The organism is Photobacterium sp. GJ3 (assembly GCF_018199995.1).
Lineage (GTDB): Bacteria > Pseudomonadota > Gammaproteobacteria > Enterobacterales > Vibrionaceae > Photobacterium.
Genome location: NZ_CP073579.1, coordinates 666684 through 679992, shown reverse-complemented (window position 1 = coordinate 679992; position 13309 = coordinate 666684). Strand labels below are relative to the sequence as shown.

The window sequence follows — 13309 nt, the reverse complement described above, 5'->3', positions numbered from 1 at the left end:
AGCAGTCAATCAGCCTGGACTGGATGCCCATTGTGGCGAGTGTGTGTCCTGCATCGGCTGAGTGATTCTCTCAAATAACCGTTCAAGAGGCTTGAGTTCACCGAAATAGCCGGCTTGATTCGCAGCAACCCACTCTTTCAGGTTGATCCCTTCCCAGCAGATTTCGTAACCGGCATTCAGGGCCAGAATTTCAAAGAAGATGCGTTGTACTCTACCGTTCCCTTCTCTGAAGGGATGAATGACATTCAATTCACAATAATAATGCGCAACCCGTTGAATGAATGTATCAAAGTTCAACCCACACAGAAAAGCATCTGCTTCTAAAGCCGCAAACAGCCGTTCTGCTTCACGTTCGATATTGCCAGCATGGCAGAAACGCGTTTGCCCTTTGGTGATGTCTACGCGGCGAATGTGCCCGGCCCATGGGTAGATGTCCTGGAACAGGGTAAAATGAATGGTTTTCAGATAAGTAAGATGAAATTGGTCAAATTGCGGTTCAAAATGCTCTGCTCTGACACGCGTAAAATCACGTTCAGCCAAAGCCAGTTCATCTTCATCCTCAATATTTAATAAATTAATCAGTACTGCAGAATCCGGGTAGCAGTCCGGGTCCTGCTGAACGCCATATTTATCTCGCATAGACCTTTTTCAGCTGTATGATCAGCGCTTCCTCTGACTTATGTGCTGCCTCATCGTTGCCCGTCTCGTCCAGAGCATCCACTTCAAAGCCTTCAAGTTTCAGGCTCGCCCGATAGTTACGTTGTCGCATTGCAATGAAGCGATTCAATTTTTCTTTGTTCGTGGACATAAGGTTCTAATCATTGCTCTCAGTGAGTATTGCAGCCGAAAAGAAAAACGCCAGTCAGGCTGGCGTTTTCATGGAGACATCCCATTAAGCTTGAACGGCTTTCCGAATTGCTTTTTCAAGATAATCAGAAAAAGTGTGGCCGTAATGTGCCAGCATTTGCGGGAACATGGAGATGGGCGTCATGCCAGGGAAAGTATTGATTTCATTCAGCAGAATGTCGCCATCTTCACTCAGGAAAAAATCAATCCGGGATAAATCTTTCAGTTTCAGATGCACAAAAGCTTTTTCAGCATAAGTTCGGATTTGCTTCACTTGCTCTTCAGAAAGATTCAACGCTTCAACCTGCGTGGTCGAATGGCTCTCCGTACTGTATTTCTCTTCGTATGAATAGAATTTACCTTCCGGACATGTGACTTCGCCAGGCTTGGTAATGACTAACGCATCACCGTATTGATATGCGGCGACTTCCAGTTCGCGAGGCTTGATCGTTTTTTCAACCAAGACTTGATCCGAGAAGGTGAAGGCTTGCTCAATCGCAGTTTTCAGGCTGGCTTCGTCCGTTGCGCGGTAACATCCCACAGAAGAGCCCTGACAAGCAGCTTTTACAAACACACTTCCCCAGCGATTCAGCGCATCCTGTGCACTTGCCAGCGACGCCTCACTCTGTTCGCTTAAAAACACATATGGCGTATTGGGAATGCCCAGTGCGTCAAACCAGAGTTTGGAGGTGATTTTATTGAAACAGTTGGTACTGGCTTGCGGACCACAACCAAAATAAGGTAAACCCGCCAGTTCTAACAATGACTGTAAGTCGCCGGTTTCACCCGGATAGCCGTGTACGCAAGGAATAACATAATCTACCGACAACTTCTGGCCACTTTCGGATTGAAGGGTTCGGTCAAGATTCAGTTGCCAGCGTTGTTGATCGTTATCAAACCAGCCGTTCTGCTTCATTTCAATACGAATGTACTCAATCCCATCAAGCGATTGCAGGTTTTGCTCAACAAAGTTCGCGGACACTAAAGACACTTCGTGTTCAGCACCACCGCCACCACAAAGAAGTAATACTTGGATTGGATTCATCTTGATCCCTTGTAAACACTGTCTGCCGGCATCAGGCCATCAGATCGAAAACTTGTTTGCACTGCCGAGATGAACCAAACGTCATCAGAAATCTACAGAAAGCGTCGGCAGGCCTGAAGGCATCAACTATTGCATCTTATCAATCTGGCATCAAGCGGTACGCCGGATTCACAGGGCTGAAATCGGCTAAAGATACAAAAAATAAGCTCCCCGGTCAGGAGAGCTGTATTTTGTCAATTTTTAGTGAACTTTTGTCAGCTTCGGTTCTGCGGACTGATGGATTTTTGCCATGCTGCGAACAAAGGGGCCGAAAGACTGGATATCACTAGGCAAGGCTTTTATCGCGGCCTGGGCTTCCTGAACTGTGTCGAAATGACCATAGAGCAAGGTATACCATGGCTTTTCCTGATAAGTTTTCTGGTTCACCCAAACCGGTTGTTCTCCGGGTAGTTTGGCAACATAAGGCGCAAAGCCATTGTTTTTACTCAGACCAAGCACCTGAACGGTAAAACCAGTTACCGGCTCTGACGCATATTCGTAAGTTGGCTTCTGAGGTGCTGCCGGCGCCATTTCAGGCATGGCTTTCTGCTGAACTTCAACCTGTTTTTCCTGAGCCATTGCCGGTGTGTCTACCGGGGCAATTTCCTGCTCAGGCGGCACCACTTCATCGGTGACCGCAATATCACCTGAGCGTAGTGGTTCAATGGGTTCTTCGGCATACTCAACCGACATGGGTTCCGGTTCGATTTGCTGCTGTGCCAGGGCAGCCTGCTCCTGATCTTCCAGTGAAGGAACAACGGCGCCGTTGATTGTTTGACGTTCGTTATCCAGTGCACAGCCTGCTAAAGCTGAAGTAATTGCAACCATTAAGGCAAGTTTTTTCATTCTCATCGTGCCTGATTTATTTGTCTTGAAAAGATTCTGCACCCCGACCTGACGCCAATCAAGCCTGTGTCTCTGAATGAGCGCTAATATTGGCGTTATGTCACAGGATCAAAGTTACCTCAATAATAGGTTGATTTTTGTTACGAATTCCAGTTTTTAATCCATTTGTGCCAACAAAAAAATACAATGATGCAGGTCTGAACCTGCTGACGGAAACAAACAATTCCTAATGTTTTCCAGTACACTCACAGCAGCAAAGCACAAAACTGAAGTACATTTGCCTGCAATAAGACCACCAATCGCCTACAGAACGCTGAGAGAATGAACGCAATGAAAGGACTTGAATCACTGCTAAAACCACGCTCCGTGGCCGTCATTGGTGCCTCTGATAACCCGAAACGGGCTGGCTACGTGGTGATGAAAAACCTGCTTTCCGGTAATTTTAACGGTCCGATCATGCCTGTGACCCCAAAGTATGATGCGGTCGCAGGTGTGCTGGCTTATCCCGATATCAATAGTCTTCCGCGGATTCCGGATCTCGCGATTTTATGTACGCAAGGCCACCGCAATGTCACCCTCATTGATCAGTTAGGCCGTAAAGGCGTCAAACTGGCGATTGTTCTGGCCGCCGGCATGAATGTGGATCTGGATGGTGACGGTGTCACGGAAGATATCCGCATGCATGAGGTTGCGAAACAATACGGGATGCGGCTTATTGGTCCAAACAGCATGGGCATGATTCTTCCCTGGCATCACCTGAACGCCTCGTTTTCTCCTATTTCAGCCAACAAAGGCAATATTGCCTTTGTGTCTCAGTCTGCGGCGGTTTGCACCACCATTCTTGATTGGGCCAAAAATAAAGGGATCGGATTCTCGACCTTTATCTCACTCGGAGATACCTGTGATATCAGTTTTGATGAGTTGCTCGATACCCTGAGCCGCGACAGTAAAACACAGGCAATTCTGCTTTATATCGACTCCATCCGGGATGCCAGACGCTTTATGTCGGCGGCCCGTGCGGCGGCACGCAATCGCCGGATTCTGGTGCTCAAAAGTGGCCGTACCAAAATCGGCAGTGCGGCTGCACATCTGCATACCGGGGGAGAAATTGGGTTAGATGCAGTTTATGACGCAGCGATCCGGCGCTCGGGGATGCTGCGTGTCCATAACACCCATGATTTGTTCGCGGCCGTAGAAACACTGGCGCATGCTGTCCCGCTTCGCGGTGAACGGCTTGCGATTCTGACGAATGGCGGCGGACCGGCAATTATGGCGGTCGATGCCTTAACAGAACGTGGCGGAAAACTGGCGACCTTAAATCAGGAGACAGTCGACAAATTGTCCCGTGTTTTACCGGCCAGCTGGGCACCTTCCAACCCGATTGATATCGTCGGTGATGCGGACATCTCTCGCTATGAAGCTGCCACAAAAATCCTGCTCGACAGTGATGACTTTGATGCCCTGCTGATCATGCATTCTCCTTCCGCTATCGCGCCGAGTAAAGAAACGGCAGAGCACCTGGTGCAGGTTCTGAAACAACACCCGAGAACAATCCACTTCAATATTCTGAGTAACTGGGCGGGCGAGAATCAGGCACAAAAAGCCCGGCAAGTTTTTACACAGGCTGGATTTCCGGCATACCGGACTCCGGAAAGCGCGGTCACTGCATTCATGCATTTGGTGGAATACCGCCGCAACCAGAAACAGCTGATGGAAACGCCCTCTTCTTTCGGTGAAACACAAAGCCATCCGGAGCACGTCCATCAATTACTTGATCAACTGCTGGCACAGCAGATTGATCATCTGGAAACCCATGAAGTGCGTCCGTTACTGGAAAACTATGGTTTTCAGACGCTGCCCACCTGGATCGCTTCCGACCCGGCTGAAGCGGCACATATTGCTGAACAAATCGGCTATCCGGTTGCAGTCAAGCTGCGTTCGCCGGATATTCGCCACAAGTCTGAAGTACATGGGGTGATGCTGCACCTGAGAACGGCGGCGGAAGTTGCCAATGCATCTCAGGCGATTCTGGATCGGGTCTCACTCAATTACCCGAAAGCACGCATCGAAGGACTTCTGGTACAACGCATGGCAAACCGCGCAGGTGCTCAGGAATTACGGATTGCCGTTCATACCGACCCCGTATTTGGGCCTGTGATCCTGATTGGAGACGAAGCCGCGGAATGGGACATTCACCGTGATGCCGCGGTCGCAATCCCGCCGCTGAACATGGCCCTGGCCCGATACCTGGTCATCAATGCTTTGAAAACCGGTAAAATCAAGCAACGAAGTTTGCCGGATCGATTGGACATTCCCGCGTTGTGTAAGCTGCTGGTTAAGCTATCTCAGCTCATCATTGATTGCCCTGAAATCACCGAGCTTGATATTCACCCACTGCTGGCCGCAGGCGAAGAAATGACGGTGATTGATGCGTCAATGGCGATCCGCCCATTTTCCGGAGACACACAACAACGCCTCGCCATTCGCCCTTATCCGAAAGAGCTGGAGTTACTGACCGCCCTCAAAGACCGGACGCCTGTATTACTCCGCCCCATTCGACCGGAGGATGAACCAAAGCACAAAGCCTTTATCGCCCGGGTATCCCACGATGATTTGTACAACCGATTCTTTTCTGAAGTCGGAGAATTCAATCACGAAGCATTAGCCAATCTGACTCAGATCGATTACGACCGGGAAATGGCTTATATCGCGGTACAACTGGACCCGGATACCCATGAAGAAAGCGACATTCTTGGCGTCAGCCGTGCAGTTTCAGACCCGACAAATGAAGAAGCCGAGTTCGCCGTGTTAGTCCGTTCTGATCTAAAGGGGCAAGGCTTGGGAAGTATGCTGCTCAATACCATCATTCAGTATTGCAGGCATCGTGGCATCCAGCGCTTAACCGGAATCACCATGCCCACCAATCAGGGAATGCTGGCACTGGCCAGAAAAAGTGGTTTTCAGGTGGCCATTCATTTTGAAGATCAGACCGCAGAGCTTTTGTTACCACTGCAGACGGAGGCTGAACAAATCTAGCCGATTGGTGTTGAAAATCAGCACGCAGGCTCAGCAAGAACCTGCGTGCTTGGCGAAATCACTGATGAAGGTGCTTTTTCCAAAGCTGCTCCAACTGCTGAATGGCCCAGGATTTAGCTTTACCCATACGGCTTCGGTTCCAGGCCAGCACCAGTTCAAACTCATGAACCGGATCATCTCCAATCATGACCAGTGTCCCCTTTGCCAGATCGTCCTGAATCAGATCACTCGGAATGGTTGCAATGCCCAATCCAGCACGCAACGCAATCAACTTGTCATGCATACTGGAAACCGTTAATAACGGCTGCTCTTCAAGAATATTACGCGTAATCGGAGGTAGATTTCTCGCCGTATCGGCCACCGCGATTCCCCGATATTGCTGGCGAACAGCCGGAGCGAGCGGATCTTTATGGCGGTGAATTGGATGATCCGGATGCGCGACCCAGACAATATCCATTTTACCCAACGGCTGAATTTTCACTTCCGGTGGTGCCACACTGGGTGCCGGAGCGATCAAAATATCCGCCCTGTCCTGTGCCAGTGCTTCCCAGCACCCCGCCAGAATTTCTTCACTGAATTTCAAGCGGGTTTTGCTTTTCTGACCCAGCGCTTCAACAATGGGGAACATCCAATCCAGCCGTACTAAGCCGTCATAGGCGATGGTCAGTTCCAGCTCCCACCCGTGGGCCAGTGCGGTTGCATCCGAAACCATTTCATCCGCAGCAGTTAACAACAGCCGCCCTCGTTCCAGCAGTAACCGGCCTGCTTTGGTAAATACAGCCTTATGTCCGGATCGGTCAAAGATCACCAGATCTAAATCCTGCTCCAGCTTTTGCACCTGATAACTCAGGGAAGAAGGTGCACGCCCTAGCTCCTCAGAGGCAGCAGCAAAACTCCCCCGGCGTTCAATCGCATCCAGGACCATCAGTGCTTCAAAGGATAATAACCGGTTCAAATTTCTTTCCCTGACATTCAGCATAAATGAAGGTGTTGTTTTAACACAGTCCCTGCCTATTGCCTATTCAACTCTGTTATCCATTGCACTGACGGAATGCATTCGCTGCATTGTTTGCTTTCTCAGCATCAGGCCCAGCGCGATACAGAGATAAAGTCCGGCAAGGCCCCAGAGATGTATCCACCAATGACCGACCTGCGCAAAACTTGCGCCCATTTGATTGAGCCTCAGGAAACCATTGATCGCTGGTGTCGAAGGAAACCACTGTGCCAGCCAGTCAACAGGCTCAGGTAACGCAGAAACCGGCCAGACAAATCCGGCAGAAAATACCAAAGGCAAAGAACTCAGCAACACAATCACAGTCACCAGTTCTTTTCGGGGAACCAATTCGCCAAGCACAATCCCCAGCAATGTCACCGACACAAGGAAAGGAAGCGTCATGGCAATCAAATCACCGATCTGTGCCAGACGACTGATGCCATAGGATTCGAAACTCAGACCAAAGTAATATGCTGTCAGGGGGAGGTAGATCAACGTAAACAATGACACCCGGACCATGATCATTTTCCAGGGCGCATAAGCCATGGTGTACGGGATCTCTCCACGCTGGCGTGATTCCTGATGGGCGGCTCCAACCAATGCTGAACCGATCAGCAAAGTCTGATGCAGGATCAGAACAAAGACCGCAGGAACGATGTAATTGATATACCCCATGGTCGGATTGAACACCGGCAACATATTCAGTTTGAGGGGCGCATACTGCTCGCTTGCAAGGGTCAGATTGTTCCCTGCTGCAACCATACGGACAACTTTCGCTTTGGCACTGAGCGTGCCTGTTGCTGTCGCCAGCCCTTCCACAACCGTACCATAGACCAGAAACAAAGCAGCATCTCCGGCAAAAGCCACCGTTGGACTCGTGCCCAGTAACAGATCACGGTAGAAATGCTCCGGAATAACCAGCATCCCCTGCACATCCTGATTGAGCAGCCATTGTTTCGCTTCATCCAGGCTGGATGCCGTTCGCATCACCTGAACCTGAGGGGTTGCATCCACCATCCGCACCAATTCGCGGCTTATGGCGCTGTGATCTAAGTTCACAACAGCAATGTGCTGTTCACGGGGTAACTGATTCGCGTAAGGCAACGGATAAATCAACGAGTAAATCAACACGCCGCCAAAAACCGTAAAGAGAATCGCCGGATTGGTAAAAATCGCTTTGAATTCGTGGAGTACTAATTCACGCCAGCTCATCCCAGAACCTCCTGTTGCTTCCGCCGCCAGGACAGCATCCGCAGAATCCCAAGCGCAAAAGCCACAACAAAACACATTAAGGCAAACATCTGGGGCATGGCCTGTTGCAGATGATTGCCATAATCGACCTGCTGCACCTGAATCTCAATGTAATGCGTCACGGGTAGCAACGCACGCCATACTGCCGCAAGAACCGGCATATCCGTCGCTGGAAATGTAATCCCCATAAAGGCAAATGCAGGTGCCGTAAATCCGGCGACCAGACTCATGGTACGGGTTGCATCCAGTGTCAGGAAAAACAGCATTGTCCCCATGCTGAGGCAGGCAAACACCATCAGGATCTGAGCAAGCAGCAAGATGCCCCAGCTGCCATGCATCGGCCAGCCAAGCAGACCATACAGCCCCCACAAGAACAGGATGCCCTGAATCAGGTAGAGCACGCCATACACCGCCAGTTTGGCGCATAACTGCTGTATGGGTTGTTGATTCAGCCAGACGAGCAACCCCTGCCGGCGCTGTTCAGCCGCCAGTGCTAGAACCGTGGTTGCGATCATAAAAATCTGCCACATCGCCGGGATCGCTGCGGAAACCAGAAACTGACCATAATGAGCGTTACTGTTGAATAATGGCGTAATCTGATTTCGAATCGGCAACGCCTGTCCGAGTGCCTGAATCGGGACAGCGGTGCCGCTGGCCATGTGTTTCAGAGCATCAATACCTGCGGTATAGGTTGTCTGAGCTGAGACAAAAGCACTGTTGACCAGTTTAGCGATCAGGATAAATTGCGTGTTATAAAACACAGCCACGGTTGGCGACTGCCCCCGAAATGTCTCGGCTTCCATGGATTCAGGGATAATGGCCAGCGCATAGATCTCGCCATGACGCAGTAAAGCCGATCCTTCTTCCACACTGTTCAGTTGCCGGGCAACAGACAGGGTCGGACTGGCATCGTAGTACCGGACTAATCCTCTGGATAAGCGGCTTTGATCCAGATCGACCACGCCGACAGGAAGATCCCGGGCGATCCCGTAAGAAAAAATCCACCACATCAGCACAAACAATGCAGCCGGTAAGAAAAACAGCATGGCTTTCAGCCAGGGCTCCTGCCTGATGATGTTGCATTCACGTTTTATTGCGGTCAGCCACATATCACTCCACCAGCACACTCATGCCCACACGTAAGCCATCAATGGGCTGTATTGGCCGGGCTTCCACCTCAAACGTCCGCATATCGAATCCTTGCTGTGCGTCGGTGGTCCGCCAGGTTGCAAAGTCCCCCATCACAGAGAGATGCGTCACCTGAAACTTGTATTGCGTCTCACCCAATGCAGGGATCCTTGCTTCAAACTGGCTGCCTTTGGCGAAATCTTTCAGCCTGTCTTCACGAACATGAAACACCGACCAGGCATCATCCATATCCACAATACTCACCACGGGAAACCCCTGTGGCGCCAGTTCACCATCATGCAGGAGAATCTGACTGACTTCACCGTTATGCCAGCTGGAAATTTTGGTATCCGCAGCATAGGCTTCCACTTCGGCAACCGCACCCGCGGCCATCCGTTCTTTTTCCAGTGCAGCGCGTTTGGTTTCTTCCCGCGCCCCTTCTTTGGCCATTTCATACATCTGGTAAGCGGCCTGTTCTGTATAGCGGGATGCCTGCCATTGTGTGTAGGCTTCATCACGTTTCTGCTCGGCAACCACACCCTCGCGGTAAAGGTTGTTGATACGACGATAAGTTTTTTCGCTCAGGGTCGATGCTGCCTTGGCTTTCTGCCACTGATCCTGCGCGGCGGCTATTTCCTGCGCACGCGCACCATTGGACGCTTCATCCGCCAAAGCACCGGCGGCCTGCTGACTGGCTTTTGCCTGTTCCAGTTTGGCGTCAATTTCCGGGCTGAGGAGCGTGAAGATCAACTGACCTTCACTCACTTTATCGCCTTTGCGAACCAGAACCTGATCAATCCGCCCGGCAACTTTCGACGAGATATTATATTGTTGCGCCTCAATCTGCCCTTGCAAACGTTCAGGCTGAGGCTGATAAGCCGCCCAAAACCGATAACCCAGCCAGCCTGTCAGTGCAATGGCAGGCACAATCACTGCCAGCGTTTTCAACTTACTCATTTCAGTTAACCTTAAGTCCTTTGTAATTTTCATAATTGTCAAAAGCGTTAATGTCGCCACTGACGGCCAGTAACTTGGATAAAGCGATAACATAGTGATAGGACGCAGCCACACGCTGCGTTCTCACACTGGCCAGATAGAGCTCCGCATCCACCACATCCAGAGATGTTGAAAGCCCCTGACTGAATGCTTTTTCACGCAAGGCAACGCTTTCTTCCGCCAGCGTAATACTGGAAGCCAAACCTTCATACTCTTCCAGTGCCTGAGAGGCCTCGCGGTAGGTTTTCTCAACCAATACACTCAGATCCTGTTCAGCCTGAGCCCGCAGATAATTCACCTGAGTCATCGCACTGTGCGCAGCTTTCACTTTGTCGGAACGACCTGAGCTGTCGAATAATGGAATACTGACACCCACACCAACGGCCCAATCCGGCGCGGTTTTGGCCGCCAATGTATCCTGCTCATAAAGGTTGTAATTGCCGTACAGGAAAACTTCCGGGTAGTACTTCCCTTTCTCCGCATCCAACAAGCCGCTTGCCTGCGTTTGTTTGGCATCCAAAATGTGTAAGCCCGGATAATCTGTCAGTGTCTTGTTCAGGAAGCTCGACATCGGAGGCAGGTCTTCATTCACAAACAAGCCCGTGGAAGGCAAAGCAGGGGTTTGTAGTTTCAGCAGCCGGGTCAGTGCGACCTGTGCAATTTCCAGATCCCGCTGTGCTTTCAGACGTTCGACGCGTGCTTTGTCGTAAGAAGACTGGGCCTGAAGCCGCTCAACCTTGGCGATCTGGCCCTGCGCTTCCATCTTGAGCGCATTCTGATAATGCTTTTCCAGCCCTTTCTCGGCGTCCTGTCGGGTTTTCAGGACCTGCTCGGCCAGCACAACACCAAAGTAGTAAGTCGATAAATCTTCAAATTTGGCATGCTCTTTCATTTCGAGCATGTACTTTGCTTCCTGTGTTTTCCCTTTGGCAATATCCTGCGCGGTCATAATCCGTCCGCCCATGAAGATTGGCCAGACGGCCCGAACTGAACTGGTTAAAATATCGCGATCGGTTAATCGGGAGGTGAACATTTTGTCGAGCTGCGCTGGATTCACACCAATCGTCTGAGCCAGACCAGCCAGCTGAGCCGACTGATTTTTTCCGGCCGGTGTGCTGGCAATGATGTCTGATGGCGCGATTTCAATCGGATCGTCCAGATAGGTATAGTTTGCGGAAACTGAAACTCTGGGCAGCGACATGGCGCGCGAAGCCTGCTGAAGATGAGCAGCCCTGTCCAGGTTGCTTTTTTCTGCGGCAAGTTCATCGTTATGATTTCGCACCATCTGCCAGGCATCGTCAAAGCTGACCGTTGCCGCCTGGGCCTGAAAACCAATGGTGCTGATGAAAAATGCCAGAGAGAGCGGTTTAGCCATGGATGGCCTGATGATCATTGTTTTGTCCTTGTGACCTCAAAATCGGCTGCAATCATTTTAGAGTAATTACTCTATACCGCAAGCTTTCTTCGTATTCTTTCTGAAAATATTGATATCAAGCGGTTGTTTTAAAAGCATCACAAAGAAAAAAGCCCTCAGTTCAAGTTGAGGGCTTCGATGTTTTCGTGTTTTTTTTGGAGATTACATCAACCATTTCCACCAGATAAATGCGACAAGAAAGCCATACAAATAAATCAATCCCGCCCATGACAGCCATTTCATGCCACTGGAGAACTGTAGATCGTCCGGCAGTTCAGTCCGCGTAACCAACCGGTAATTCAGATAGGCAAAAATTGGGGTCGTCATGAATGCCAGCACCATGGCAAAATCCATCATCGGCATCAGCGCTGAAGTGAAGAACAGAATAATCCCCATGGCACAAAGACTGACCAGAATCATCCAGCCATTGACATAACTTGTCTGACCCAGTGTTTTTTTCTGAATCAGCAGCTGTGTTTCAGCCAGTGCGCGGGAATAACCGTCGATCACCGTAATCGTACTGCCAAAAATACAGAAAAATGCGATCACTGCGATCAGGTAGCGAGACCACTCCCCGATTGTGGAGGCATACATACTGACCAGTTGATGTGAGAAACCAATTCCAGACGCTTTCAGTTCTGTCCCAGTGCCATACAGCACCAGAGCACCCAGTGACAGGAAGACGACCGCCAGCACCGCAGTACCAATATAACCGACATTAAAATCGAAAATCGCCGAGCGTGTCGTGACTGTCTGCTGTTTCCGCTGACTTTTCAGCCAGAGCGATGTCAGGCAAGAAATTTCAATCGGTGCCGGCATCCAACCCATCATCACCACAATGAAACCAAATGATGCCAGGGTCCAGGCCGACGGACCTTCATAATCCGCCGGGGCGGCACTGCCATTTCCTGCTGCAATCACCACAGCAGAAATTGTGGCTATCACCAGAACCGACATGATGATTTTCGATAGCCCATCCAGCGCTTTGTAATGACCAGCCATCAGAATGATCAGGCACGCTGCCAGCACAATCGCAGACAAGACGGAAAGTGGCAGATTCCCCGGCATGAAGTAACCCAGCAGGCTGGCACTGAACAGCAGCAGTGCCGCTGTATTCACAACCGCTGAAATCATGTTCAATGCGGCAAACACCCAAAGGTAACCGCGGCCCATGTCATCATAGCCTTCGACTAAGCTTTTCCCGGTTCCCATGGTGAACTGGATGCCTGCACGGAAGAATGGATATTTAAAGAGGTTCACCAGCAGGATGATGGCTGCAAGTTGCCATCCGTAAATGGCCCCGGCTTTCGTTGAGGCGACCAGATGCGACCCACCAACCGCGGCAGAAGCCATCATGATGCCAGGCCCCAGAGATTTGATCAGTTGTTTGAAACCACTTTGCTGCTGAGACTGTGGCGAGAGAGATGCTGTATCTGACATTCGAATACGTCCTGTATTGTTTCTTATAGTAATGCGCTTCTTTGTCTCAGGTTTAAATTATTTATGCAATCCCCTCAATATCCGCCATTCAGTCGATTTCACTGCTTCAAATACCGATAAAGCACATTGCACTGCATTCAGTGACAGAGGCATCAATAAATCGTATAGATGTTGCCAAAAAAACGATAAAAAATATTCCCAAGAAGGATGAGCTCTTCAATTCTTCTGCTTTTCAGACGTAAACCGTCATCGCTCACTGTAAAAATAGTGACAC

Annotated in this window: 11 protein-coding genes; 1 reads left to right on the top strand and 10 read right to left on the bottom strand. The window is 50.2% G+C overall.

Annotated elements, in window-relative coordinates; genetic code table 11:
* Window positions 1–9: 9 nt before the first annotated feature.
* The 4 genes from KDD30_RS19920 to KDD30_RS19905 form a co-directional block, all read right to left on the bottom strand.
* The gene (locus tag KDD30_RS19920; protein ID WP_211651715.1) at window positions 10–639 is read right to left on the bottom strand and encodes a putative adenosine monophosphate-protein transferase Fic; all 630 of its coding nucleotides are present in this window, start codon (window positions 637–639) and stop codon (window positions 10–12) included.
* Window positions 629–808, bottom strand: coding sequence for a YhfG family protein (locus tag KDD30_RS19915; RefSeq protein WP_211651714.1), 180 nt, complete (start codon window positions 806–808; stop codon window positions 629–631). The genes KDD30_RS19920 and KDD30_RS19915 overlap by 11 nt, the downstream gene beginning before the upstream one ends.
* An 84-nt stretch (window positions 809–892) precedes the next feature.
* Window positions 893–1891 (bottom strand): D-alanine--D-alanine ligase, encoded by a 999-nt coding sequence (locus KDD30_RS19910; RefSeq protein ID WP_211651713.1) that lies wholly within the window; start codon window positions 1889–1891, stop codon window positions 893–895.
* A gap of 240 nt (window positions 1892–2131) precedes the next feature.
* A complete protein-coding gene (locus KDD30_RS19905; RefSeq protein WP_211651712.1) occupies window positions 2132–2776 on the bottom strand; it encodes an SPOR domain-containing protein in 645 nt (214 codons plus the stop codon).
* A gap of 330 nt (window positions 2777–3106) precedes the next feature.
* On the opposite strand from KDD30_RS19905, the gene KDD30_RS19900 reads away from it, so the two are divergent.
* Complete coding sequence (locus tag KDD30_RS19900) at window positions 3107–5812, top strand: bifunctional acetate--CoA ligase family protein/GNAT family N-acetyltransferase (protein WP_211651711.1); 2706 nt, start codon at window positions 3107–3109, stop codon at window positions 5810–5812.
* A gap of 58 nt (window positions 5813–5870) precedes the next feature.
* Here the strand turns inward: KDD30_RS19900 and KDD30_RS19895 are convergent, their stop codons facing one another.
* The 6 genes from KDD30_RS19895 to KDD30_RS19870 form a co-directional block, all read right to left on the bottom strand.
* Window positions 5871–6767 (bottom strand): LysR family transcriptional regulator, encoded by an 897-nt coding sequence (locus KDD30_RS19895; protein WP_305800656.1) that lies wholly within the window; start codon window positions 6765–6767, stop codon window positions 5871–5873.
* Window positions 6768–6830: 63 nt separating this feature from the next.
* Complete coding sequence (locus KDD30_RS19890) at window positions 6831–8018, bottom strand: ABC transporter permease (protein WP_211651709.1); 1188 nt, start codon at window positions 8016–8018, stop codon at window positions 6831–6833.
* Window positions 8015–9166, bottom strand: a complete 1152-nt coding sequence (locus KDD30_RS19885) for an ABC transporter permease (protein WP_211651708.1) — start codon at window positions 9164–9166, stop codon at window positions 8015–8017. The genes KDD30_RS19890 and KDD30_RS19885 overlap by 4 nt, the downstream gene beginning before the upstream one ends.
* Window position 9167: 1 nt before the next feature.
* Window positions 9168–10142, bottom strand: a complete 975-nt coding sequence (locus KDD30_RS19880) for an HlyD family secretion protein (protein ID WP_211651707.1) — start codon at window positions 10140–10142, stop codon at window positions 9168–9170.
* A gap of 1 nt (window position 10143) precedes the next feature.
* The gene (locus tag KDD30_RS19875) at window positions 10144–11574 is read right to left on the bottom strand and encodes a TolC family protein (RefSeq protein ID WP_211651706.1); all 1431 of its coding nucleotides are present in this window, start codon (window positions 11572–11574) and stop codon (window positions 10144–10146) included.
* A 183-nt stretch (window positions 11575–11757) separates the two neighbouring features.
* Window positions 11758–13035: an NRAMP family divalent metal transporter gene (locus tag KDD30_RS19870; protein WP_211651705.1), complete on the bottom strand. Its 1278-nt coding sequence runs from the start codon at window positions 13033–13035 to the stop codon at window positions 11758–11760.
* Window positions 13036–13309 lie beyond the last annotated feature (274 nt).

Excerpts from the sequence above, each read along its gene's own strand:
- KDD30_RS19920 (WP_211651715.1), bottom strand. The coding sequence starts at position 639 with ATGCGAGATAAATATGGCGTTCAGCAGGACCCGGACTGCTACCCGGAT.
- KDD30_RS19915 (WP_211651714.1), bottom strand. The coding sequence starts at position 808 with ATGTCCACGAACAAAGAAAAATTGAATCGCTTCATTGCAATGCGACAA.
- KDD30_RS19910 (WP_211651713.1), bottom strand. The coding sequence starts at position 1,891 with ATGAATCCAATCCAAGTATTACTTCTTTGTGGTGGCGGTGGTGCTGAA.
- KDD30_RS19905 (WP_211651712.1), bottom strand. The coding sequence starts at position 2,776 with ATGAAAAAACTTGCCTTAATGGTTGCAATTACTTCAGCTTTAGCAGGC.
- KDD30_RS19900 (WP_211651711.1), top strand. The coding sequence starts at position 3,107 with ATGAAAGGACTTGAATCACTGCTAAAACCACGCTCCGTGGCCGTCATT.
- KDD30_RS19890 (WP_211651709.1), bottom strand. The coding sequence starts at position 8,018 with ATGAGCTGGCGTGAATTAGTACTCCACGAATTCAAAGCGATTTTTACC.
- KDD30_RS19885 (WP_211651708.1), bottom strand. The coding sequence starts at position 9,166 with ATGTGGCTGACCGCAATAAAACGTGAATGCAACATCATCAGGCAGGAG.
- KDD30_RS19880 (WP_211651707.1), bottom strand. The coding sequence starts at position 10,142 with ATGAGTAAGTTGAAAACGCTGGCAGTGATTGTGCCTGCCATTGCACTG.
- KDD30_RS19875 (WP_211651706.1), bottom strand. The coding sequence starts at position 11,574 with ATGATCATCAGGCCATCCATGGCTAAACCGCTCTCTCTGGCATTTTTC.
- KDD30_RS19870 (WP_211651705.1), bottom strand. The coding sequence starts at position 13,035 with ATGTCAGATACAGCATCTCTCTCGCCACAGTCTCAGCAGCAAAGTGGT.